This window comes from Acinetobacter sp. BZX-2, from assembly GCF_055179795.1.
This window is the reverse complement of record NZ_CM143686.1, coordinates 2,845,719-2,871,712: the sequence shown is the minus strand read 5'-3', so window position 1 is coordinate 2,871,712 and position 25,994 is coordinate 2,845,719. Positions and strand designations below refer to the sequence as shown.

The 25,994-nt window shown below is 38.5% G+C and carries 20 protein-coding genes; 15 read left to right on the top strand and 5 right to left on the bottom strand.

Annotated features, from left to right (window positions below; translation table 11 throughout):
- The first annotated feature begins 32 nt into the window (after nt 1-32).
- The 6 genes from ACY45D_RS13535 to ACY45D_RS13510 all read left to right on the top strand — a co-directional run bounded on the left by ACY45D_RS13535 (nt 33) and on the right by ACY45D_RS13510 (nt 8,697).
- Nucleotides 33-902, top strand: a complete 870-nt coding sequence (locus tag ACY45D_RS13535) for a carbon-nitrogen hydrolase family protein (RefSeq protein ID WP_463107205.1) — start codon at nt 33-35, stop codon at nt 900-902.
- A gap of 51 nt (nt 903-953) precedes the next feature.
- Nucleotides 954-3,758 carry an aminotransferase class I/II-fold pyridoxal phosphate-dependent enzyme gene (locus tag ACY45D_RS13530; protein WP_463107204.1) on the top strand — a complete coding sequence of 935 codons (2,805 nt, stop codon included), beginning with the start codon at nt 954-956 and terminating at the stop codon, nt 3,756-3,758.
- Between the two features lie 135 nt (nt 3,759-3,893).
- The gene (locus ACY45D_RS13525; protein ID WP_463107203.1) at nt 3,894-5,357 is read left to right on the top strand and encodes a biotin carboxylase; all 1,464 of its coding nucleotides are present in this window, start codon (nt 3,894-3,896) and stop codon (nt 5,355-5,357) included.
- Nucleotides 5,358-5,366: 9 nt separating this feature from the next.
- Nucleotides 5,367-6,365, top strand: a complete 999-nt coding sequence (locus ACY45D_RS13520) for a C45 family autoproteolytic acyltransferase/hydolase (RefSeq protein ID WP_463107202.1) — start codon at nt 5,367-5,369, stop codon at nt 6,363-6,365.
- A gap of 466 nt (nt 6,366-6,831) precedes the next feature.
- Nucleotides 6,832-7,302, top strand: a complete 471-nt coding sequence (locus ACY45D_RS13515; protein WP_463107201.1) for a DUF2147 domain-containing protein — start codon at nt 6,832-6,834, stop codon at nt 7,300-7,302.
- Nucleotides 7,303-7,461: 159 nt separating this feature from the next.
- Nucleotides 7,462-8,697, top strand: coding sequence for a DUF445 domain-containing protein (locus ACY45D_RS13510; RefSeq protein ID WP_463107200.1), 1,236 nt, complete (start codon nt 7,462-7,464; stop codon nt 8,695-8,697).
- 110 nt (nt 8,698-8,807) lie between these two features.
- Here ACY45D_RS13510 and ACY45D_RS13505 read toward each other — a convergent pair whose 3' ends face one another.
- Complete coding sequence (locus ACY45D_RS13505; protein ID WP_463107199.1) at nt 8,808-10,043, bottom strand: OmpP1/FadL family transporter; 1,236 nt, start codon at nt 10,041-10,043, stop codon at nt 8,808-8,810.
- 394 nt (nt 10,044-10,437) lie between these two features.
- Here ACY45D_RS13505 and ACY45D_RS13500 point away from each other — a divergent pair, with 394 nt between their 5' ends.
- From ACY45D_RS13500 to ACY45D_RS13465, 8 genes are all read left to right on the top strand, one after another.
- Nucleotides 10,438-11,307: an alpha/beta fold hydrolase gene (locus ACY45D_RS13500; protein WP_463107198.1), complete on the top strand. Its 870-nt coding sequence runs from the start codon at nt 10,438-10,440 to the stop codon at nt 11,305-11,307.
- A gap of 11 nt (nt 11,308-11,318) precedes the next feature.
- Nucleotides 11,319-12,317 carry a VOC family protein gene (locus ACY45D_RS13495; protein ID WP_463107197.1) on the top strand — a complete coding sequence of 333 codons (999 nt, stop codon included), beginning with the start codon at nt 11,319-11,321 and terminating at the stop codon, nt 12,315-12,317.
- Between the two features lie 123 nt (nt 12,318-12,440).
- On the top strand, nt 12,441-14,291 hold the full coding sequence (gene mhpA / locus ACY45D_RS13490) for a bifunctional 3-(3-hydroxy-phenyl)propionate/3-hydroxycinnamic acid hydroxylase MhpA (RefSeq protein WP_463107196.1): 1,851 nt from the start codon (nt 12,441-12,443) through the stop codon (nt 14,289-14,291).
- Complete coding sequence (locus tag ACY45D_RS13485) at nt 14,272-15,060, top strand: 2-keto-4-pentenoate hydratase (protein WP_463107195.1); 789 nt, start codon at nt 14,272-14,274, stop codon at nt 15,058-15,060. The genes mhpA and ACY45D_RS13485 overlap by 20 nt, the downstream gene beginning before the upstream one ends.
- A 25-nt stretch (nt 15,061-15,085) precedes the next feature.
- Nucleotides 15,086-16,033, top strand: a complete 948-nt coding sequence (locus ACY45D_RS13480) for an acetaldehyde dehydrogenase (acetylating) (RefSeq protein WP_463107194.1) — start codon at nt 15,086-15,088, stop codon at nt 16,031-16,033.
- Nucleotides 16,034-16,035: 2 nt separating this feature from the next.
- Nucleotides 16,036-17,064 (top strand): 4-hydroxy-2-oxovalerate aldolase, encoded by a 1,029-nt coding sequence (gene dmpG / locus ACY45D_RS13475; RefSeq protein ID WP_463107193.1) that lies wholly within the window; start codon nt 16,036-16,038, stop codon nt 17,062-17,064.
- 4 nt (nt 17,065-17,068) lie between these two features.
- Nucleotides 17,069-17,917, top strand: coding sequence for an SDR family oxidoreductase (locus tag ACY45D_RS13470; RefSeq protein ID WP_463107192.1), 849 nt, complete (start codon nt 17,069-17,071; stop codon nt 17,915-17,917).
- Nucleotides 17,918-18,008: 91 nt separating this feature from the next.
- Complete coding sequence (locus ACY45D_RS13465) at nt 18,009-18,623, top strand: TetR/AcrR family transcriptional regulator (RefSeq protein ID WP_463107191.1); 615 nt, start codon at nt 18,009-18,011, stop codon at nt 18,621-18,623.
- Between the two features lie 111 nt (nt 18,624-18,734).
- On the opposite strand, the gene ACY45D_RS13460 is transcribed toward ACY45D_RS13465, so the two are convergent.
- The 4 genes from ACY45D_RS13460 to ACY45D_RS13445 form a co-directional block, all read right to left on the bottom strand.
- Nucleotides 18,735-19,172, bottom strand: a complete 438-nt coding sequence (locus tag ACY45D_RS13460; RefSeq protein ID WP_463107190.1) for a DUF2147 domain-containing protein — start codon at nt 19,170-19,172, stop codon at nt 18,735-18,737.
- A gap of 17 nt (nt 19,173-19,189) precedes the next feature.
- Nucleotides 19,190-20,143, bottom strand: coding sequence for a fumarylacetoacetate hydrolase family protein (locus ACY45D_RS13455; protein WP_463107189.1), 954 nt, complete (start codon nt 20,141-20,143; stop codon nt 19,190-19,192).
- A 16-nt stretch (nt 20,144-20,159) separates the two neighbouring features.
- Entirely contained in the window at nt 20,160-21,239 is a 1,080-nt protein-coding gene (locus ACY45D_RS13450; RefSeq protein WP_463107188.1) for an amidohydrolase family protein, read from the bottom strand.
- Between the two features lie 618 nt (nt 21,240-21,857).
- Nucleotides 21,858-22,976 carry a Fic family protein gene (locus ACY45D_RS13445; RefSeq protein ID WP_463107187.1) on the bottom strand — a complete coding sequence of 373 codons (1,119 nt, stop codon included), beginning with the start codon at nt 22,974-22,976 and terminating at the stop codon, nt 21,858-21,860.
- Nucleotides 22,977-23,463: 487 nt separating this feature from the next.
- Between ACY45D_RS13445 and ACY45D_RS13440 the strand changes: the two genes are divergently transcribed.
- On the top strand, nt 23,464-25,794 hold the full coding sequence (locus tag ACY45D_RS13440; RefSeq protein ID WP_463107186.1) for a hypothetical protein: 2,331 nt from the start codon (nt 23,464-23,466) through the stop codon (nt 25,792-25,794).
- Nucleotides 25,795-25,994 lie beyond the last annotated feature (200 nt).

Genomic DNA, 25,994 nt, shown 5'->3' with positions numbered 1-25,994 from the left:
GATTGGTTTCCTAAACATATCAAGAGGATTTCATGTTAAGCAATTTTGGTATAGCTGGTGTTCAGATGCAGATTTCTGCATTTTCAAGCAATGTTGAGCAAATGGGTAATTATATGCGTTACATCCGCATGCGTTATCCATGGGTCAAAATGGTTATGTTTTCTGAATTGGCACCTTTAGGACCAAAACACAGTACGGCTGAAGCTTTACCTAGCCAAACTGAAGCTCAACTTGCTGATCTTGCAAATGAAACAGGTCTTTGGCTGATTACTGGTTCTCTGTTTGAACGTGTCGAAGATGAAGAAAAAGGTTCAATTGTTTATAACACGCTGTCAGTTATTGACCCGAATGGCGCAATTGTAACGCGGTATCGCAAGTTGTTCCCATTTCGTCCTTATGAAAAGAACGTCGAAGGTGGAACTGAATTCTGTATTTTTGATGTACCTGAAGTTGGACGTTTTGGTGTGTCGATTTGCTATGACATGTGGTTTCCCGAAACAACACGTACTTTAGCTGCAATGGGCGCTGAGGTGATTTTACACCCAACCATGACAGACAGTATTGACCGTGATGTTGAATTGGCTATTGCTCGGGCATCGGCGGTACAAAACCAAGTTTATTTTATTGATATTAATGGCGTAGGAGATGGTGGCGTAGGTCAATCAATCGTTGTTGATCCATCTGGGTATGTTTTGCATCAGTCTGGAGCTGGCCCAGAGATTATTCCAATCGAAGTAGATTTTGAACGAGTAAGGAGAGAACGTCGGCGTGGATTACGGACATTAGGGCAGCCATTAAAAAGTTTTAGAGATCGAGACTGTGATTTCACAGTTTATGAAAAAGGTAATCCTGCTTTTACTTATCTAGATACATTAGGAACATTGGCAAAACCTGAAAATTAAATTTCAGATAGAAAGCAGGTCAATGGAAATAAGAACATAGGATGCCAATATATGAATCATCAAGAACAAAAACATAATACTTCTTTAGGCAATCATCGCAGTGTATGGGAAATCCGTTCAGATGGTTGGATTAATTTGGTTGATGATACTCGGTACTTAAGTAGTTTAGTGCTTAATGCGGCGGATCGGGCTTCAATTTTAAAACGTGTTCAACGAACGGTAGATATTTTAACGCCAATAGAAAGCTATTGGGCTTTTCCCGGAAAACGTGTATTTGCTGATTTGTGTCAGTATATCGAACGAGAAGAGTTCGCCTCGGCATATCAAATCGCACGTCGTATTCATAGAGCATTAACAGCCAGTACTTATCGACATGATCATAATGTCTTGGATAGTGACCGTGAACTTCCCTCCCAAATTGAAACAGACAGCGAACAACAAGCACGCTTGGCTCGACCATATTTTGAAGTACTGATTGTCGATGAAATGTCTACAGGTGAAGAAGATGCTTTGCGCCGTCGAGTGCAAAGTAAACGCAGTGTCGATGATAATTTTATCTTTGATATTGTGGTCGTGCCGAGCTTTGAAGATGCATTAATTGCTACTTTGGTGAATTTTAATTTACAAGCTGTTGTAATTCGACACGGTTTTCCATTTCGATCAGTCAATCATATCGAATTATTAGAACGTTTCTTAAGTGGAATCGATACAGAAATTGAAGCAATGCCTGAATTGGAGCGAGGCCCATTGCTCGGACGACAAATCTCAAAAATTCGTCCTGAGCTTGATTTGTATCTCGTAACCGATGTAGGTGTCGAAGATATTGCAGCATGTGTAGGTGGTGAGGTCTTTAAACGAATTTTCTTTGGTGAAGAAGACCATATTGAATTGTATAGTGCGATTATGCGAGGTGTTGGAGAACGTCATCGAACACCTTTCTTTTATGCTTTGAGAGATTATGCAAAGCAACCCACTGGAACTTTTCATGCCTTGCCATTGGCAAGAGGTAAAGCCATTCTAAATAGTAATTGGATTGGTGATTTAGCACAGTTCTATGGCATGAATTTATTCATGGCAGAAACCTCAGCTACATCTGGTGGGCTAGATTCTCTACTTGATCCTGTTGGGCCACTGAAATTGGCTTTAGAGTACGCCGCTCGCGCATTCGGTGCACGTAGAACATATTTTGCAACGAACGGAACATCGACCTGCAATAAGATTGTAGTTCAGTCTCTGGTGCATGAAGGCGATATTGTACTGGTCGATCGTAATTGCCATAAATCACATCATTATGGCTTGGTATTGACGGGAGCACAGGTTGCTTATCTTGACTCTTATCCACTCAATGAATATTCGATGTACGGCGCGGTACCGATTGCCCACATTAAAGAAACATTATTAAATTTTAAACGTGCAGGAACATTGAGTCGAGTTAAATTGGTCTTGCTCACAAACTGTACTTTTGATGGTGTTGTTTATGATGTCGAACGGGTGATGATGGAATGTTTAGCCATCAAACCAGATTTGGTGTTTTTATGGGATGAAGCATGGTTTGCCTTTGCTGGATGCCATCCAATTTATCGCCAACGAACGGCCATGTCGAATGCGGCAAGACTTGCAGAACGCTTTAAAGATCCAGCCTATGCACAAAGCTATGCAGAATGGAATGAAACAATTGATTGGGATAATACAGAGCAATTACTAAAAACGCGTTTAATGCCGAATCCAGCATTGGCTCGGGTACGGGTTTATGCCACCCATTCAACCCATAAAACGCTAACGGCACTCCGTCAGGGGTCAATGATCCATATTTGGGATCAGGATTTTAAAGAAAAAAGTGAAGAAGCATTCCTTGAAGCGTACATGACGCATACCTCAACTTCAGCCAATTACCAAATCTTAGCAACTTTAGATGTGGGGCGTAGACAGGTTGAATTGGAAGGTTATGAGTTAGTGCAACGTCAGCTTGAATTGGCAATGAGTTTGCGTGAGCAAGTGATGAATCATCCTTTACTCAAAAATCATTTCCAATTTCTAAGAGTAGGCGATCTGATCCCAGCAGAATATCGCGAATCTGGGATTAATAGCTATTTTGATGAAGGCAATGGTTGGACGAATTTAGAACGCGCATGGAATACCGATGAATTTGTGATGGATCCCACACGTGCCACTTTAATGATTGGTCGTATAGGAATGGATGGAGATACATTCAAAAACAAAGAGTTAATGGATAAGTACGGCATTCAAATCAATAAGACATCTCGAAACACAGTTTTATTTATTACCAATATTGGGACGACACGTTCAGCAATTGCATATCTGATTGAAGTCCTGATTAAAATTGCTCGAAACGTTGAAATGCGTATTGCAGATATGAGTTCGGTTGAACGCAAAATTCATGAAAAAAAGGTGCGTTCTTTGACGCAAGAACAACCGCCATTACCTGATTTTTCAGCATTTCATCGTGCTTTTAGAGGACAAAGCCAAAATCCTTCATTTGAAGTATTTACCCGTGATGGAAATGTCCGACGAGCGTTTTTCTTATCTTATGAAGATGAAAGTTGCGAATATATCGATATGAGTGAAGCTGCACTAGCGATTGCAGCTGGACGAGAATTGGTTTCGGCATTATTTGTCATTCCTTATCCACCAGGCTTCCCGATTTTGGTACCCGGTCAGGTGATTAGTATGGAAATATTAAAATTTATGAGTGCGCTAGATGTTCGAGAAATTCATGGTTTCCGCCCTGAACTGGGTTTCCGAATTTTCAAACAATCTGCACTAGATGACGCCGAGCAGGCCTTGGGATTAAATAGCAAACAACGATTACTTACACAGAATTTACAAGCTGGATAACGTTGCAAGATATGTGATGTAAGGAAGCCCAATCGCATGAGAAATCAATATTCATTGTTAATCATGAAGATGTTGCGAGAGTTTTTGAGCAGTATTTATCCTCAGAATGGACAAAAATTGATTAAGGAAAGAAGTATGAATAATAGTAATAAAGTCACCAGTATTTCAGATATGTTATTGATGTTTCATCGTAACGAACGACCAATTTATTTTATTAGTGCAACAAACTTTAATTTGCTAGGTATGGATCGCTGGGTAAACCGCTTTCGGTATATTAACTATATTGATTGCTTCGATGGGCGCCATCCTAATGTTTTTGTTCCACAAGAATCGCCACACGAAGAGTTTGAATCAATTGAAGATATCAATAACTATTTATTGCAACATAAAGATGTCATTGATTTGATTGAACGCCGAGGAGGCAATCCAGTTGCAACGTTCTTAATGTTTGATGAAAAAACTGAGGAGTTGGCGAAAGAAATTGGTTTAGATATATGGTTCCCGCCCGCAGCGTTAAGACAGCGCTGTGATAATAAAATGGAGACGGTACGTATTGGGAATAAAGCAGGTGTTTATTCTGTTCCAAATGCATTGGTCAAAGTAGATAGTTATGCGCACTTACAGCAACTGGCGGCTGAACACGGTTTAGGTCATGATTTGGTTGTGCAAACGGCATTTGGTGACTCAGGACATACCACCTTTTTTATTTCCAATGAAGAAGAATTTAATAAACATAAAGAAGATATTATTAAAGACCCAGAAGTCAAAGTAATGAAGCGCATCAATTGCCGTGGTGCGACATTAGAAGCTTGTGCGACGCAATCTGGAACATTGGTTGGTCCATTGTTGACGGAAGTGGTTGGTGCAACAGAGCTTACACCTTATAAGGGCGGTTGGTGTGGCAATGAAATTTTCCCTGGTGCATTTTCAGAAAGTGTTCGCACGAAAGCCCGAGACATGGCAGAAAAATTTGGTAATCAATTATTGAATGAAGGTTATCGTGGTTATTTTGATTTAGACTTTTTAATTGATATTGATACAGATGAAGTCTATCTAGGTGAATTAAATCCGCGTATTTGTGGTGCAAGCCCGATGACGAATCATGCGGCATTTGCTTATGCAGATGCACCATTATTCCTATTCCATTTACTTGAGTTTTCAGGTGTACCATTTGATTTAAATGTGAAAGAAATTAATGAGCGTTGGGCGCAGCCACATTTTATTGATTCTTGGTCACAAGTTGTTATTAAATTTACTGAAAATAAAGTCGATCAAGTTACACATGCGCCACCGACGGGTATTTATCGCATGGCTCAGGATGGTAGTGTTTCTTATCAGCGTTTTGATTATAACCGTAAAGCGATTGATACCGAACAAGAGGCTTTCTTCCTACGTATAACAGGGCCGGGTGATTTCCGTTATGAAGGAGCTGATTTAGGAATCTTGATAACACGTGGTCGTTCAATGGATGATAACTTTAAATTGAATTTAAGAGCACGTGATTGGATTCGAGGCATAAAAAGCTACTATGCAGGTAAACCGATTGTTACGACGCATCATGAATCTATACCTGAGCCAGGGGCTTTTAAAATACTATAGGAAAGGATCATGTCAATTGAACTTCAGTTCCAAGCATGGAAGGAAGACATGCCTGATGAGCAGTGGCAAAAAGTATTTAATCAATATTGGCCGGGTTATCGAGCATGGTTTTTACGCAGTGGCACTGTAGGACGACCAACCTATTTGGAATGTAGGAAGGCTTTACGGACATACATGCCTGAGCTGGTTCCTACTTGGGAAAGACTGGTTGAACTTGCTGGCGGTGGAGATGTAGAGTCACGGTTTTTATCTTTATGGTGTCCACCACCTTATATTGCAGGATGTTCTCAAGGTATTTGGCTAGATCCTCATGGCTATGAAGAACCGATGCTATTACGTAATTATGATTTTGCTCCAGTGTTGCTAGAAGGAAACTGGATGAGTACACGCTGGCTTGGACAGCGTGTACTGGCGATGAGTGATTGCTTGTGGGGAGCATTGGATGGGTTGAATGAGGCAGGTTTATCTGTATCGCTATCTTTCGGCGGACGGACAGTATCAGGCACGGGTTTCGGTGTTCCTTTGGTGGTTAGATATATTTTGGAGACTGCTCAAAATACGGCTCAAGCAGTCAGTATTCTTCAACGTATCCCTGTTCATATGACGTATAGCATTACATTACTTGATCAAGCAGGAGAGTGGGCAACGGTTTTTGTCAGTCCTGACAGAGCACCTGAAGTAGTTCAGCAACGCGCTGTGACTAACTTCCAACATACGGTTGAATGGCAACAACATGCAAAAGCAACACATGCGATTGAACGTTTAGAAGTATTGCAGCAAAAACTTGAATATGCATCCAGCTCGCATGAAGCAATACAAGCTATGCTTTGTAAACCGCTTTATCAAGAAGCGTGGTTACGAGGTTATGGCACATTATATTCTGCTGTGTATCGGCCATTATCAAAGAGTGTTGAACTATTATGGCCACAACAATCATGGCGACAAACGATACAAAATTTTGAAGAAGCAAAGAGAAACATTTCTTTATGTGCTCATTTAGAACAATGAAAGCTGTTTAGTTGTAAGGATATTCAAAACACAACTTTACATTCTTAACTCACATATTATTCGCTAAGAATCAGCATGCTGAGCAAACAAAATTATTCATAACCCACATCTTTATAGTTGAAGATCAAAGTGATTAGTGAGGGAGCAATCCATGGTTTGAGTCTCTGTTGGCGAGTCAATAACAGGTGAGAGCTTCGGCTCTCTTTTTTTGAATCCATGCTTCTAATATTAATCGACAATTTTTAAGATCACTTTATCTTACATATCTGAAATCTCATTAAATTCATAAGTTTTAAAGAATGAGTTACAAATTATAAAAATGAATCTAAAACAGTATTAATTTTTACATTAATTGATATAATTGAACAATTATGTTTATTTTCTCTACAAGCTAAAACTGCTTATTGAGATATTCAATATGAGAACATAAATGCTTTCTAGAATAAATTAAACACAGGAGTGGATGATGCAAATATATAAAAAGCAGTACTTGACAGGTTTATTGGGTATTTTTTTGAGTTCAAGTTTATATGCGGGAGATGAAATCATCGGTAAATGGAAAACAATTGATGATAAAAGTGGTGTTGTGCGAGCTATAGTGCAAATTTATAAAAATACTGATGAAAGTTATGCTGGAAAAATTTTAAAAATTTATCCTCAACTGGATGGCTCATTACCCGACTATACTGAAACTTGTTTAAAGTGTAAGGGAGAACTAAAGAATACTCCCGTTATTGGTATGCAAGTTCTTTCAGGCTTTGTACAAAATCCAAAAAGAGCAGATGAATATATTAATGGAAAAATTGTTGACCCTGTTTCAGGAGAAACCTATAAAAGTAAAATTAAGGTTGCAAAAAATTATAGAAAATTGAATTTGAGAGGTTATATCGGTATTTCTCAATTGGGTCGGACGCAAACATGGATTCGGGTTGAATAAGCTTTAGTTTAAACGATTACAACATTAATTATTTAAGAGCGCTTTATGCGCTCTTTTTAATGAATGAGCAGTCATTTGATGTAATTTGTAGCATAAAAAGAATATGATTAAATTTGAACATATATGTTTAAAAATGATCAAATTTGTTAGGTTGCTAAAATGACATTCACAGAAATTCTCTTAGATGTGCAAAAAAACTGGTTACTCTATTTAGCAATGCCATTCGTTGCTGCTGCGATTGGGTATGTGACTAAGCTTATTGCGATTAAGATGATGTTTAGTCCAATAAGCTTTATAGGCATAAAGCCATATTTGGGTTGGCAGGGTATAGTGCCACGAAAAGCTGAATATATGGCAGGTATTGCTTGTGATACTTTGACTAAGAATTTGATTCAACCTGAAGAGATTTGGGAAAAAATAGACCCTCAAATTTTATTAAATGAGTTAAAGCAGCCGATTGAAAAAGTAGTTGAAATAATGACTCAAGACATTATTTCTGCTTATTATCCAACTGTATGGCAAGTCTTACCTAAAGCAGTCAAGGTTAAATTAGTATGTAATATCCAAAAACAAATTCCAGATCTGAGTCAACAAATCCTGACAGATGTTGGGCGAAATTTAGACATGGTTTTTGATCTTAAGGACATGATTGTAAGGACATTAACTACAGATAAGCGGGTAATTATTAAGGTTTTTAAAGAAACGGGTAAAGAAGAATTTGCTTTTATCCGTAGGACAGGGATTTATTTTGGTTTTGCTATTGGAATAGTGCAAGCAATAACATGGGCATTGACTCATTCACCTTGGGTTATGCCATTATTTGGCGGTTTTATTGGATTTTTTTCAGATTGGTTAGCGTTGAAAATGGTCTTCAGACCTTTGGAAAAAAGAAAGTTTTTGGGGCTATGGTCATGGCAAGGGTTATTCCTAAAACGTCGTTTAGAAGTAAGTGAAATCCATGCCAAATTAATAGCTGAAGAAGTTTTTACTGTACAAAATCTTGTAAATGCAGCAATTTATGGTTCAGCATCTGATCGACTATATAATTTAGTACATCGTCATATTCAGGATATGGTTGATGATCAAGCAGGCTATATTCGTCCAGTTCTCGTTTATAGTATGGGAAGTCAGAACTATATCAAAATGAAGAATCAGATTACTCAGAAAATGTTAGAACATCTTCCCGAGATGATTCAACGTATTGAACCTCAACTTACAAAGCAGTTAGATATTAGAAATGTGCTAACAACGAAAATGAAATTAATGACACTAACTCAGTTTGAAGGATTGTTAAGACCCGTATTTCAACAAGATGAAAAAATATTAATTTTACTTGGTGGGGCTATCGGCTTTTTAGTTGGAGAGTTGCAGGTTTATCTGATGCTTCATCATTAATTTTTAGAATTTATTAGGTATTTAAAGTAACTTATGTTTATCTAAATATTAACACTGTTATGTGTTTGAAAGAGCACATTATTTTTTATAATATGCTCCTTTGAAATGGATCAGAACTTATAACCAATTTTTAGCATATAACCTAAAGCATGATTATCTTCGAAGTTAGCAACTTTTGCATTTTCTGCATTACCTGGGATTGAGTGAGTTGCCGATTGGGCTGTTGCATCACCTAACCAAAAATACTTTAAACCGCCCGCAATAAAATATTGTTGAGTAGGGTTATATTGGACGCCTAAACCTGCTGCCCAATAGCCTTGAATCGGGCCTAAAGTAGATGCTGGATCACCAGCACCACTGTCCCAACCTGCATATAAAATCCCAGACCATTGATCTGTTAATTTCTGACCTAAACCTAAATTCAGTGACCACTGATCATCTGCATAATCGACTAAATTAAGTCCTTCAGAATAACCATACATCTTTGTGGTCATTAATGAGGTAATTTCTCCAAACTGATAAGGTTTAACTTTGAAATCACTCCAGTTTACCCAACGTGCATTGGCAAATACTAAAGTACGTGGTGTTAGTCCTGTTTGGAAATCTAAATTAACAGATTGCGGTGTGGTCAGTGTAGATTGACCTGTACCTACCAAGGGTAAAAAATTGGATAATGGCGCACTAAAGCTTTCTTCAGCTTGTACTTTATGGTCTATTTCAGAGCGATAAGTAACAGCGGCTTTTAAGGCAATTTCAGGAATTTGATAGGCAACACCAGCTAGCCAACCGACAGCATGGTCTTCTTCCATGGAAACTTTATATCCACTTGCTACACTATAAGCACGACCTTGAATTTCAACATCTCCTTTAATGGTTTGATAAACAGGTCCTGCATAGATATTCCAATTTTTATTGGGCTGATAACCAAACATAAATGCTAGATTTTGTGTGTTTACATCGGCTTGAGTATGACTCTTGGGTGTACTAAATGTGCTGTTCGTTTGGGTAGGGTATTCTGCTGCTGCACCAAAGGGTTGATCATAAATTAATCCAAAAGAGAAGTTTGGATGGAGTTGTAACTTTAACGCTGCATTATAAAACTGATAATCTTTTGCCATTTCTCCTGTTTCTAAACTTGTCGTTGGGGTGGCGTATTGACGACGGCTTTCCCCCGAGACATTTGCGTCCAATACAGAGATTGACCCTTCAAAATAGTTTCCATCTTGTAAAAAAGGGGTAATGGATTGACCAGAACGGTCAAGTGCACCTGCATGGATTGTTGGGCTAAACAAACTGAAAGTGAGAGTTGCGAATAAGAGTGGCTTATTCATAGATTTTTTTTGCATGAGTATTCCTTACTCTAAGTTGAATCATGAGTGTGGTTTGTTGATTTATTGAGTTACATCGTCAATTTTTATTTTCGATGTGTGTCTTCATTTCTTCCTTCTACATATCTCCTAAAACGGTCTATTGGCGTTTGTCTTTAAAAAATTGTTTTGCACACGTGAGGACAGATCACTTTCACGTTTTTTCGGACATTTCAGCAAATCTGATCACCTTGGTTGAGTCGTAAGATATGACTGGTCATGTTGAATCTAAATTAACTATATTTGAACAATAATGTACAAAAATAAAAATAATAGTTCAATTAAAACTATAAATAAATAATGAAAATAAATGTTGCAAAATTGAACACAATTGTTCAATATGTTTTTAAATTGATCATAAATTGGAATGAATATGGATCAGCAATTAGAAATGAAAGGGCTAAAAAGTACCTTTATTGAATTTGGCAAACGCAAAATATTTTTAAGCGAAATAGGCGAAGGTTTTCCTGTATTGCTTTTACATGGTGGCGGCGCAGGTGCAACAGGGCTCTCCAATTACTCAAAAAATATTGAAGCACTCGCAAAGCATTTCCGTGTTTTGGTGCCAGACATGCAAGGTTATGGTCAATCCAGCAAAGGTGTGAAGCGTAGTGATCCTTTTGGTGACCTTGCAGATGTGATGTTGGGCTTACTTGATCAATTGAATATTCCTAAAGTGCATATTGTTGGTAATTCTTATGGCGGTGCATGCGGTTTACGAATGGCACTTGACCGTCCTGAGCGTGTACAAAGTTTGGTATTGATGGGGCCTGGTGGTGTGAATACCACACGTGGTTTACCCACTAAAGGATTGAATCAACTCTTAAATTACTATTCAGGTGAAGGACCAAGCCGTGAAAAGTTACGTACGTTTATTCGTGAATACTTGGTTTACGACGGCAGTCAAGTCTCAGAAGACTTAATCGAATTACGCTATCAAGCCAGCATCGATCCAGAGGTCATCGCATCGCCACCATTACAGCGTCCGAATAGCTTAAAAGCTGCGATTCGTATGGATTTTAGCCGTGATCCACGCTTAAAACGTTGTAATACACCAACCTTAGTTATTTGGGGCGCAGACGACAAAGTCAATCGTCCAAGTGGTGCTGAAACATTGCAAAAAACCATGAAACATTGCGATGTGTATTTATTTGCACAAACAGGGCATTGGGTACAGTGGGAACGTGCTGAGCACTTTAATGCAATCACCACAAGCTTTATGCAACAGCATACGCCTGCATGATGAGGTGAGAAATGTCGACATTTAAATTTGAAAATATTTTTGGTCAGGTCAAACTGGGTTATGTCATTGCACAATCGCAGAAATTTGATGAGTGGATCAGCTTTATGCAGAAATGCTTGGGTTTGCATTTGGCAGAACAGACTGAACAGCAATTGAGTTTCCGCATTGATGATTATCAAAAGCGTTTTATCGTACAACGTGGTGATGCTGAAGATGTTACACATATTGGTTTTCAAGTGGAAAATCAGCAGGTTTTAGATCAAATATTGGGACGCTTTGATTTTAGAGGCATTCAATACACTCAAGGATCTGTTGAGGATGCTGGTAATAGAGGTGTGACATCTTTTTGGGCTTTAAAAGGCCCTAAAGAAATTCAAGTCGAACTTTTCATTGAAGAGGTGCGAGTCGATCAACCACTCAATATGTTAGCAAGTGGTTTTTACACTGCTGATAGTGGCATGGGACATGTCGCAATCACTTCTAGAAAACCTGAAAAGATGATCCGTTTTTGGCAAGAATTCTTTGATGCACGACTGACAGATACCATTGAACAAAAGATTAATGGCGTGACTTTGGATGTTACTTTTTTACGATTGAATGAACGTCATCATTCGATTGCAGTTGCTGAAACACGTGGTGTGCATCTCGATCCAATTCGCACGGCAATTCAACACATGAATCTACAAGTTTTAGACTTGGAAGATGTGACGATGGCGTATCAACGCTGTAAAGATCATGGCTTTCCTGTGGCTTGGGAAGTTGGACAACATACCAATGATCGTGAAGTGTCTTTTTATGTTGCAGGCCCATCAGGTTTTGAAATTGAGTTGGGTTGGGCGCCGATTAAGATTGATGAAGCAACGTGGCAACCTGTCAAACATACATCGATTAGTGTATGGGGACACCAACCTAAACCTCCGACAAAGATGCATAAATTCGTCCATGAATTGGACCAAATCAGTCAAAGCATTAAAAAGCTACGACATGATGAGTATTCACCGATTGATTAGTTAATGTATTACCACTAAATCACTCATTTAAAGTCGTTCAATTAAAGCCATTCAACGCCAAGTTTAAAAAAGTAATCGAAAGGTTACTTAGGGTTTTGCACCCTTAAAAAAGGATAAGTGAAGATGAAAGCAGCTAAATCGCAGTCAATAAAACAGCAAAATCAACCATTGCCAAAACAAGCAGATGTGGTCATCGCAGGACTGGGTCCAACAGGACTGGTACTTGCACATGTATTGGGAAAACGTGGACATCAAGTCGTGGTACTGGAGCGTGAACCTGTCTTTTATGGCAATGCACGAGCCGTCTATACCGATGATGAATGTATGCGGATTTTTCAATCCATTGATATGGCAGATGAGTTGCAAAAGGACATGTTACTTGAAACACCTGTTCAATTGACTTATCCCGATGGTCGTGTCATTGCACAATACAAACCGCTAAAACGTCCATTTGGTTGGCCGATTGTCAATTTTTTCTATCAGCCTTATTTAGAAACTTCATTGACTGAAGGATTAGCACGTTATCCCAATGTAAACATTTTACGTGGTCGAGAAGTGGTTAATTTTGAACAAGATGCCAATGGTGTTGATGTTCAACATCAAGCGACTCAAGTCTACCGTTTTAGTGATGGTAATGATGCCAAAGTTGAAGCAACGCATGATGTAGATGTACAAATGATTCGTGCGCAATATTTTGTCGGAGCAGATGGTGGGCGAAGTACAGTACGTGCCAAACTCGGTATCGAAATGACAGGGAAAAACTTTCCTGAACCTTGGTTGGTGGTCGATTTAAAACAAAAAGATCCAAACAAAGGCTTACGCCATTTGCCTTATTTCAATTTTATCGTTGATCCTGAATTACCCGTCGTGAGCTGCGTACAGCCTGATGGATTTCATCGCTTTGAATTTATGTTGAAAAAAGGGCAGACCAAAGAATACATGGAGCAGGATGATACGGTACGCATGCTCCTTTCAAAATATGTAGACCCTGACCAGTTCGAAGTAAAACGTAAATTGGTTTATACATTCAATGCTTTAGTGGCAAATCAATGGCGTGATCGCCGTGTGCTATTGGCAGGTGATGCAGCACATATGACACCGCAATTCATGGGGCAAGGCGCCAGCTCTGGTGTGCGTGATGGAGCCAATTTAGGTTGGAAACTCAGTGCAGTGCTCGAAGGACGAGCAGGTGAGAAAGTCTTGGACAGCTACGAATCTGAACGCCGTGATCATGCACATTCAATGATTAAAGGTTCAGTATTTTTGAAAGATTTAGTCTCAATGACCAATCCAGTCGGCAGTAAAATTCGTGATGGTGTGATTAAAGGTATTCTTGCGACGCCGAAACTCAAAGATTGGGCACAGGAAGGCGGCTTTAAACCACAACCGATTTACACCAAAGGGCAGTATCTCGGTTTAGCACGTAAACATCGTTTAAGCCCCGAAGGAAGTCTTTCGCCACAACCGATCGTGCGGACGATTGCTGGAAAACGTGTTCTACTCGATGAATTGACAGGTCAAAACTATGCGTTGATCGGACTGTCATGTGATCCTTCTGCGTGTTTATCCGAAAACAATAAACACACTTTGACACAGCTCGGTTGTCAATTTGTCACGCTTTATCCTTATGGTGAACGTCCACAAGGTTCAATTCTGCAAGATTTCAATCCTGAGTTGATTGAAGTTGAAGATATTGATGGGCATATGGTGAATTGGTTTAACAAAGCGTGTCATGTCAAACATCCAGTGGCTCTACTTCGTCCTGATAAGTTTAGCTTTGCTGTCGTACCTCATGATGAATTGGATGGCGCAGTTCAGCAATTGAAATTACAACTTGATCTTGCCAATGCAAAAACGGTTGTTCATTCAAAAACAGCCAATTCTGCCAATAATTCTGTCAATAAAGCGATACCTACGACTGTGATTCCTACTCAAGCAATGCAAGGAGCAGAAGATGTCTCAGCAGAATCATGAGCGATTACTCGCAGCGGCAACCGCACTTCGTCAGGCGCGTGAGCAACGACAAGCAATCAAAAAAATATCTGTAAGTCATGGTATTAACGGTTTGGATGAGGCTTATGCGGTTGCACAGATCAATACTGAATTTAGAGTGCAGCACGGTGCGAGGATTGTTGGGAAAAAAATTGGCTTAACATCGAATGCTGTACAAGTTCAGCTCGGTGTGGATCAACCTGATTTTGGTATTTTATTTGGCGATATGGAATATTCTGATCAAGCCAGTATTGATTGTGCTCAGTTCATCCAACCCAAAATTGAGGCTGAGATTGCTTTTATTTTGGGGCAAGACTTACCTGACAATTTAAGCCGTTTTGAAGACCTTATTCCTTGTATTTCTCATGCGGTTGCCGTACTTGAAATTGTGGACAGTGTCATCGAAGACTGGAAAATAAATATAGAAGATACGGTTGCAGATAATGCATCAAGCGCAGCTTTTGTACTGGGTTATACCAAGATCCCTTTTGAAAATATGAATTTTACTGATCTTGAAATGACCTTGTGTAAAAATGATCAACTCGTCTCGTCTGGAAATTTACAGGACATTATTCATCCATTAGAAGCAGCTTGGTGGTTAGCCAAAGAAATGAATAAACGTCAACAACCGCTCAAGAAAGGTGAAATTATTCTTTCAGGTGCTTTGGGACCGATGGTCAGTATACAAGCTGGTGATCTCATCGCCGCAGAAATCACAGGTCTTGGAAAAGTGAGTTGCCACTTTTTGTAAATTTCGTCATTCGGGAGCTAAAAGTATGAGTAAGAAAATTAAAGCAGCCATCATTGGTAGTGGCAACATTGGCAGTGATTTAATGATCAAACTGTTGAAATATGGTCAACATATTGAAATCGCAGCAATGGTCGGTATTGACCCAGAATCTGATGGTTTGGCACGTGCAAAACGTATGGGTGTTGCAACTACATCACAAGGTGTTCAGGGACTGATTGAGCTTCCTGAATTTCAAGAGATCGACATCGTTTTTGATGCAACTTCGGCAGGTGCACATATACAGAACGATGCACTAATCCGATTAAAAAAGCCAAATGTTCGTATGATTGATCTCACGCCAGCAGCAATTGGCCCTTATTGCGTCCCAGTGGTTAATCTTGAGCAGAATATTCAAGCACTTAATGTCAATATGGTGACCTGTGGTGGGCAGGCAACGATTCCTATTGTGGCAGCAGTATCGAAAGTTGCAAAAGTTCATTATGCCGAGATTGTGGCTTCTATTTCCAGTAAATCTGCTGGGCCAGGGACACGTGCCAATATTGATGAATTTACCGAAACCACATCAAAGGCACTAGAAACAGTCGGTGGTGCAGTAAAAGGTAAGGCAATTATTGTATTAAATCCAGCCGAACCAGCTCTATTAATGCGCGATACGGTTTATGTGCTGTCTGAAGCTGTGGACCAAGCTATGGTTGAACAGTCGATTGAGCAGATGGTTGCCCAAGTCCAGCAATATGTTGCGGGTTATCGTTTAAAACAAAAAGTTCAGTTCGAGGTTATTCCTGAATCTGCGCCACTCAATATTGCAGGATTAGGGAAATTTTCAGGCTTGAAAACCTCCGTATTTTTAGAAGTTGAAGGTGCAGCGCATTATTTACCAGCTTATGCAGGCAATTTGGACATTATGACTTCGGCAGCGTTGGCGACAGGTGAGAAAATTGCACAAGCGCTTCAAGATTCAATAGGAGTATGAATATGAATATTCAAGATAAAAAACTCTATATTTCTGATGTGACTCTACGTGATGGGAGTCACGCAGTTCGCCATCAATATTCTATTCAAAATGTACAAGAGATAGCCAAAGCTTTAGATAATGCAAAAGTAGATAGCATTGAAATCGCCCATGGTGATGGCTTACAAGGCTCTAGTTTTAATTATGGTTTTGCTGCGCATACTGATTTGGAATGGATTGAGGCTGCCGCCGATGTATTGACGCATTCTCAAATTGCCACACTGATTTTACCCGGTATAGGGACGATTCATGACTTAAAAGCAGCTTATAACGCAGGTGCTCGTGTGGTTCGTGTCGCGACGCATTGTACCGAAGCGGATATTTCCAAACAGCACATTGAATATGCTCGTGAACTGGGAATGGATACGGTGGGTTTTTTGATGATGAGTCACTTGACCACACCGCAAGCTTTAGCGGAACAAGGCAAATTAATGGAATCTTATGGTGCAGAATGTATTTATGTTGTCGATTCTGGTGGTGCAATGACCATGCAGGATATCCGTGATCGATTCCGTGCCATGAAAGCTGTATTAAAACCTGAAACGCAAACAGGGATTCATGCTCATCACAATTTAAGCTTAGGTGTTGCCAACTCAATTGCCGCTGTGGAAGAGGGTTGTGACCGTATTGATGCAAGTCTTGCTGGTATGGGGGCTGGTGCAGGCAATGCACCATTAGAAGTGTTTATTGCTGCGGCTGAACGTCTCGGTTGGAATCATGGAACTGATCTTTTTACACTTATGAATGCCGCCGATGAATTGGTTCGTCCATTGCAAGATCGTCCTGTTCGTGTCGATCGTGAAACTTTAGCACTGGGCTATGCAGGCGTGTATTCGAGTTTCTTGAGACATGCAGAAATTGCCTCGCAACGTTATGGACTGAGTACCGTTGATATTCTAGTCGAATTGGGACGTCGTCGTATGGTGGGTGGTCAAGAAGACATGATTGTTGATGTTGCTTTAGACCTATTAAAACAGCAACAGGCAGGATAACAGCATGACCCAATTTAAATTAAATGGCAAAGTGGCGTTGGTGACAGGTGCAAACTCAGGGATTGGCGCTGTGACTGCAAAAGAACTTGCTTTACAGGGTTATCATGTGCTTTTAGCCTGTCGTGATGCAGGCAAAGCGCAACAAGTGATCAGTGAAATTAATCAGCAGAGCCGTGGACAAGCAAAAGCGGAATTTATCCCTTTAGATCTCGCAGATTTTGATTCTATTCGAGTATGTGCAACACAATTTTTAGAACGTGATTTACCCTTACATCTTCTGATTTGTAATGCGGGTTTAGCAGGGCAGAAAGGATTAACAAAGTCAGGCTTTGAATTGACGTTCGGTGTGTGTCATGTAGGGCACTTTCTACTGACTCAGTTATTAACAAATAAATTAATCGAATCTAAACCAGCACGTGTCGTTGTCGTTTCGAGCAAAGCACATCGTCATGCAAAAGGTATTGATTTTGATGCTGTACTACAATCGACTCAAAGTATCGGTGGGCTGAAAGAGTATGCTGTGGCTAAACTTGCTAACATACTTTTTGCCAAAGAACTCGCTCGACGATTGTATGGGACAGGTGTGACTACCTACGCAGTACATCCTGGAGTTGTATCGACCAATGTTTGGCGGAGCTTGCCAAAGCCTTTGGTGAAAGTGCTTTCTCGTTGGATGATTAGTCCAGCAGAAGGGGCTAAAACGACACTCTATTGTGCAACGGCACCACAACTTGGTGGTGAAACAGGTATGTATTATGAGGATTGCAAAGTCACAGCATCTTCCAGTGTGGCACAGAATATTGCGTTGGCAGAACAATTATGGATGCAAAGTCTAAAATGGGTACAGATATAAAATAAGTATGATTGAGCAATAATAGAGATTTTTTGTTTAAATTTAGGTATTATTGTTCAATTCAATTGGATTTGTGCAAAGGGTTGAGGCTGTGCGTTTATCATCATCACAAAAAAGAATTCATAAAGCAGCACTCAAACTTTTTGCTGAACGAGGTTCAACCAATATCAGTGTCAGTGAGTTGGCGGAAGCTTCTGGTGTGGCTCGTGGTACTATTTATAATAATCAGCTTGATCCAGAAACATTATTTGAAGACATTGCATCTCAGCTTGCAGTAGAAATGAATGCTCGAGTGATTAAAACATTAGACAATGAGTCCGATGCTGCTGTTCGGATTGCGACAGGTATACGTATGTATATTCGTAGAGCGCATGAAGAACCAGATTGGGGGCGATTTATCTGCCGATTCGCTTTTAGTTCAAAATCTCTAATGGCTTTGTGGACAGGGGATGATTCACCTTTACCAGATGTATTGTCAGGATTAGAGAATAAGCGCTATACGTTTCGGGAAGATCAACTTTTTTCAGTCATATCATTAATTGCGGGTTCGGTATTAACTTCGATTTTTTTAGTGCTTGATGGTCATAAAACATGGCGGGAAAGTGGTTCAGATGCAGCAGAGTTAATACTGATTGCATTAGGTTTGGCACATACTGAGGCTTATGAAATATCACGCCGTGAATTACCAATATTAAAAGAATTGTGATGTCATTTTATAAATTCTAGATTAGCGCTCTATTTTGCTAATCTAGAATCACGTATTTTGGATCGAACAGTAGATTCAATCCAAAAATAAGAAAATTTTAAGCCTTTTAAATCATTTAATTTTGTACCACGTCTGGCTTCTACCAAGTGCAGAAATACCAATGTAACCACGACCGCTTAGTTTTTTGCCGTCAGGGGATAAAGTCGCATTAAAGCTATACGTTTTACCTGTTTTTGGATCTAAGATCGATCCATTGGTATACTTATTTTGACCTGAACTTTTTAAGTTTTTGACGATGGTTAGACCAACTAATGATTTGTTTTGGTAGGTTCCTTCACATTTGGTGCATTTATTCGCTTCACTAGCAACGAGAATTTTTTCAATAGTCGCCGATAGTGCACCATTTTTATCTTCACTAAATCTTACAAGGGCTCTAGGTTGATTGGTTTCATCATCAATCGTTTTCCATACAGTGCCATTGAGGTGATCTGATGCAAAGGACTGAATAGAGTAAGATGCCAGTAAACATAAAAACAAATATTTTTTCATAATAAAGAGTTCTCTACTTAACAAATGGTGTGTTTTTGATAGCCTAAATTGATTTTGCCATCACTACTAAAAATATGAGATTCAATCTGATCACCAATTTTCAGATATTGGGAACGTCTGGACTGACTTTTTTGAAACAATTGCCATTTAAGCTTCTCAGGTAAAAGACCTGTCATTTTAATGAGTGTAGCGGAGGGTAAACCCAATGCACAGCCTGATGGTGTACCTGTCATCAGGACATCACCCACTTCAAAATTGGTAATCTGGGAGAACTCAGTCAATGTTTCAGCAGGCTTAAACACCAGATTTTCGGTGGAGTCTTGCTGACGGACTTCACCATTTACTTTTAGGTTAAGTTGTAACTTATTGAGATAATGCATTTCTGTCTTATTCAATAAGCACAAAACAGGGCCGAGTGGACAGAATGTACGATAGCTTTTGCCTTTATAAAACTGCATTTGTGGAATTTGGATGTCACGTGCTGAAATATCGTTACCAATACAGACACCTGCAATATATTCATGTAGGTTTTCTGTGGTGACATTGACACTACCTTGCGTTTTTTTGCCTAATACCAGTGTTAATTCAATTTCATAGTCTAATAAATCAACATGGCTTGGTTTTTCAATCCATCCTATTGGACCATGAAGAGATGCCAATGATTTGGTAAAAAACATATTAAATGATTGAGTATCAGGATTAATTCCCGAATCAAGCATATGCTGACGATAATTTGCACCCTGACATAATATTTGCGATGGATTGGTGATCGGACTCAGTAGTTCCACATCAGCAAGTAAGTATTTTTCTTTACTTTCAGTTGCCAATTTTTCCAATTGCAGAATGCCACATTGAATGATTTCCTGAGTATTTTCAAAATCATGCTGCAAGCATTTAATCTGATCTTCCTGAATGAGTCCCCAACGCTTTTTTTGTTGAGAATCAATAAAATGAACAATATGTAAAGCCATAATAAAAGCCTCAATCTTATTTTGAACGTTTCTTTTCTGCGATTGCAATAATTGGCTGAGTCATCCAACGTTTAAATTTATTACTAAAGGATTCCTGTAGATAAATTGGGCGTGGGCTGACTTCTTCATTGGCTTTTTTGTATTGAGGAAATAGGCTGAGTGCATTAGCTCTTTGAATTTTATAATGATCTGATTCATCAAAAATGCTCAATTCTCCGAGAGTCTGTACTTGCATATGAGACACAGGCGCTGGTGCAAATGGAAAATCACTGCCAAATAAAATTCTTTCTGTGCCAACAAGCTCTTTTAATGCTGACATGGCGTAAGGAGAGGGTGATAAAGCAGTGTCAAAATAGAAACGTTTGATATAAGTCATGATCCCTTGAGGCGCATTTTTATTCATTTCAGTCATCAGGTTGCCTAGCGAGACACGCCATGCAATATAAGGTAAGAAGCCTCCAGCATGTGCCAAGATAAATTGGATATCTGGAAAGCGTTCCATCACCCCAGAGGTAATCAGATTGACTGCTGCACGTGTGGTATCAGGTAAAAATTCCAAAATAAATCCAGGTGTGCTGAGACCTAAATTTTCACTGGTCTGATGCAAATTTGGATGAATGAAGACAATGGCTTTACGTTTGTTGAGTTCAAACATGAGTTCTTCAAAACGGCTGTCACCAAGGAAAATACCATTGGTACTTCCCAGTAAGACAATGCCATCCGCTTTTAGTACTTCCAAAGCATAGATGGCTTCTTTACAGGCTTCAGCAGTTAAAGGCATCGGCAGCACGGCAAAGAAACCAAATCTGTTTGGATAGTCTTGTCGCATTTGCGCAGTATATTCATTGCACTCGCGTGCCAAGCTGCATGCTTCCTGTACATTTCCAAAATAAACACCTGGCGCAGATAAAGAGACAATCGCAGTTTCTGTACCGATCTGATCCATAATGTCAATCGATTGAGCGGGTGTCCAGACAGGCAATGGCGCACCAGCAACTTTATCAATGCCTTTGTTGAGCATGGCCTCTCTAAAAACAGGAGGAACAATGTGATGATGTACGTCAATTCTTCCTTGCTGAAATACTGTATTGGTCATATTTGATCCTCGGAAAGAGCCTTAATTTTTTTGTTTAGTTACTAGTATCTCTAGTCAACAAAATTTCAATATATGTATATTAGATCAAATATGAGTAAAATTGAACAATTGTGTTTAATATTTTTGTATCATTTTAATTGAGAACAGATTTGGTTTCTTAAGGATAATATTAACGATCAGGGTGAAAAATTTTATGAAATCAATAAATATCATTTTGATCCATATTTATATCAAATACATGGGTTCAAGGTATCTTGAGAATGAGGAAAGCAATTGAAAGTAAATGTGGTTGTGTAAGAGATAGGGGCAATAAATTTGCTTTGATAGTTTTAATCTTGGTATCTGCTAGAGGTATAACGATTTTTGGTATTTTGTGGTAAAGGTTTTGAAGTAACACATCTTATCGAAATAATTACCGCAAAGAATATGTATAAATTTAGAATTTTATAGACTGATTTTTTATTCTTATTGGGAGTACTATAGACCAAAATAAACCATAAAATGGTACGCTCTGCGGGACTCGAACTATTAGCTTATCCAATTGAATTTTAAATTGATAATTTATGCAGCAAATTGATTTTACCGCAAAATATACCGTAAAAAATAAAAGTACTCTATTTATAATTGAGTATTGATCTGATAGCGAGTATTGCGCCCACCACCTTCCAATTTGATTATACACTCTTTTTCGAGCAAGTCAGATAAGTGACGAGTAGCCGTTGCTTTACTGACTTTAGCAACCTTTTGATATTGTGAGGCACTAATACCATGTTCAAAGCCATTTTCACCACCATCTAATAAACGATTCAATACTTTGCGTTGTCCTTCATGGAGATCTAAGTTTGAATACTTATGCCAAAACTGACTTTTAAACAATGTTCGATTAATTTGCTTTAACGTCGTTTCAAGGCTGTCATTTAAGGTGTCTAAAAACCAGACAAGCCAATTGGTGATATTGGAATCATTTTTTTGGGTTTGTTCTAAAATTTCATAATAACTTTTGCGTTTATTTAATATAACGGGGGATAGTGCATACAAGCGAATACTCTGTTCATCCATTTGCGCTAAAGCAAGGTCTGTGAGGGTACGTGTAATACGACCGTTACCATCATCAAAAGGGTGGAGTGTGATAAACCATAAGTGAGTAATGCCTGCACGAAGTAGCGGGTCAAGCAACGCATCGGTTAGACTATGATTAAACCAATTGATAAAAGCTTCTAAACGTTCTTCTAGTCCTTCTCTAGGAGGTGCTTCAAAGTGAACGGTCGGATAGTCCAATCGACCAGAGACAACCTGCATTGGTTCTGAACCTCTGAGTTGACCAATACGTAAACGCTGCATTGTCCAATCAGGGTCATTAAAAAGCCATTGGTGCCATTGCATAAGACGTTTAACAGTAAGTGGTTGCTTTACGTTATTAAGCGCATCCAGCATGATGTTGGCTAAGCCTTCAGATCGGTCTGAACTTGGGTAAGGTTGTTCAAGGGTAACACCCAAACGACGAGCAAGTGAGGAGCGTAATGAATACACATTTAAGGTCTCATTTTCAATCGCTGATGATGCTACAAGATTGGCAAGCAGTGTGTCTAAAGTGAATTGTTCTTTGGCTAAATCATGTTGACTTTGCCCAAGTAGAATTCCAATTTTTTGATGAATCTGTCTGGTTTTGGGCAAGATGATTTCATCGTCCCATGTGAAGTTTACCCAGTTTTCACTTTGCCAAATCCAATCTTGCATCTTAGTCTCCACTTAGAATCTTTCCAAGATGAGCTAAATATAACACATATTCGGCTCAATAAATGAGTTGAATCTAATGCTTAATTAGCTCATTTATACTCATGTACCTCTATTGAATGTGGGGTACATTATTGCTGAAATTTTTTATTTTGATTAGAAATAATAAACAATAACTATTTAAGCCAATTCGTATCTATTGCAAAGCCTATCTTTTATCAAATTTCTTGATAGCTCTCTACCACACTTTAAAAGCATAACTAACTTACTTTTTGAAAGCTTGGTTCAGGTCTTAGGCCTCTATTATTCTTTACTCCAAGCAATAACGGATATAGCCAGTTTTTATACGTAGAATTGTTGTTTTTGGTGTTAATTAATATTCATTTTTTATAGTGAATAATGATCTATTAAAATATGATTTTAATGTAAAATAAATACTGATTAATAAAATTAAGACTTTATTGTAGTCTTCTAAATATAAAGGATTAGTATGGAAAATTACCATTTTCTTAAAAGAATAACAAAGAGTGATTTGTACAAGATGCTTCGCTATAAATATCCTTTGTCGTTTCAACGAGTGTCAAAAAGAAATCAGCAACATGAAGTTGTTATTTTTCGAGAGACAATTGATCTGTTGGAAAACTATGATCAGTTGTTGTTGATGCTTAAAAATGATCAGGAACCAATACTTGAGGAACTTCCATGTTTGACGAACGAGCAGCGTGTGGAACTGAATAAAGGGATTAATAGCCTCAGATATTCTCGTAGTGTTTTAACTGAAAAGGATCATTTAGACTTTTTTGTTTTTAGAAAAATTTCACAATATTTGGGGTTGAGTCATGCGCTTGATTTATCTAGCCGAAGCATAATTAAAAATTTGAATATGCATCTAGGGCAAAGTGCAATGAGGTTGTGTATAGATTCTCATCCGCTTGTACCAAGTGAAGTTGGTGATTATGAGCTTGATGTCTTCTTTGATTTTTTGGAAAAATTGAAACCGAAAGTATTAACAGACTCTTCTGTTGATGAACAATTTGGCTTAGATGTTTATGAGGCAGGGTACGAGCAAACATTTAAAAAAGCTTTAGATGAACATGAGCAGATTTATGTTTTTTGCTTCGATGTTACAATTTATCGAGATCAGCCAAAGGGGGAGGATGATTACCTAAAATTGTATTCAGACTATGAGGGTAAAATAAAAGCGATTTTACAGAAAGTTGATGGGTTAAACACACTTATTCATTATTTAGTTAGACTGGAGCCAAGTCAGGAATTTGGTTTGAATTTACACTTTGCCTTTATTCTTAAGGAAACCAAGTACTTTGCAGAAAATACATTTATCCTAAAATTCAAGAAAGAGTTGGCAGGTATTTTTTCTATTTTGGCGGATAAGTACACTGTTAGAAATTGGAATGATGTTGTTCGCAAGCAATTTAGTAAAAAGGCAGTTGGTTTAATCAAAAAAAGTGATGTAGCCGCTGTAAATGAAAGTTGGTACTGGATATTTAGCTGCTTCTTTGCTGTAGAACAGGTTTTTAAATTTAATTTAGGTTTTAACCTACACCAGATAATAAATGGATGTCTGGCTCTGCAATCATCATCTCTACCTACCTCTAATAAGAATTTAGAGTCGTTATCCAAAGACTATTGTACCCTCAATGACCTAAGTGAGCAGGATACAAGGATCTTTGCTCATCGAAAACATTTAGCAAAACCTGTGCAGCAATATTTGAGTTATGCTGATCTCACTTACTTTGTATATCCATACTTGTCAGACAGTGACGGTGGACATTTAACATTAGCTCCTCTGTTGGGGCGAATAGAAGTGTTTTGTGAAACCCTTAGAGCAGTAAAACCTGAATTATTTATTATTCCGAATAAAGCATTATTAGGTACTTTCTCACCTGAAGAATATTCAAAAATGCACACTCGATTGGGTCAGATGTGGTTGAATATTTTTAAAACTTTACTTGATGAGCCAGACCTTTTTCAAAACTTATCAAGCGCACCATTTCGATCTCAAAATGTATTGTCCTTTTTAAGTTTTTTGCAGGCAAATTGGAGTGTGTTGCAAGAGTTTCAATTACAGCCATTGAATGACGTAATCATGGTTCAACTTAATGAAAAAATGAGCATTTTAAAGAATGAACTATCACATCACGATTTTATAAAAACTAAGGCAAGTTTAGATGGCAATTTTAAAAAACTCACCAAGTACACTCGTTATTTGCTTGCAAAAGATGTTTATGCCTTGCGTATACAGATTGAATTGAATATCCCAAACAAAAGTTTGAATCAGACAGAGCAATCATCGATTCTGACTGAATTCTTACGAGTGGGTCAGTCAGCACAACCACTAAGTTGGCTTAGAGGCTATTTGTTGCGTTGGGATCAATATGACTGTGTACAGCGGCAGAGTAGACAGACCTATGCAGATTTAACCTTGTTTTTTGAATATCAACCCAAACTGCAAGATGTCAATTTGCCAGAGAAGCTAAGGCAGTATTTGGCTAAATTTATCGCACGCTATAACGAAAAGAACAAACTGAGTAACTCAGCGAATGAAATACATTACAGCATGCGTAGTTGCAATATTTTTGCTCCAAAGGCCGAATTAAGGCATGAAGTTTTAAAAATTGAAACCATTGATAAAGACCTTCAAAAAAGCTTTAAGAAATACTATTTACCTTATTTTTACTTTTTGGACTTGTTCATACTATGGGTGGATATGGAAAACGGTAAGAAAATCAAACGTTATACGAAAGGGCAGGAGCCCAAAGCTAAGAAAATTTCAACCACAGAGGACAGCCAATCGTCATGATTGATTGTGTATGTTCAGCGTGATTTCTCCTTGAGATTTGACCATAAGCGTTGAATAACTTTAGCTTTACTGAAAATGATCAATTTCATAAGATTCCCTAGGATAAATAGATTGAAATGTTTCTATATTTCAAGGAATTCTAGGGCATTTTTTTCTCTGAAAAGCTGTAGTAGATATTATATGTATGAATTATATAACTA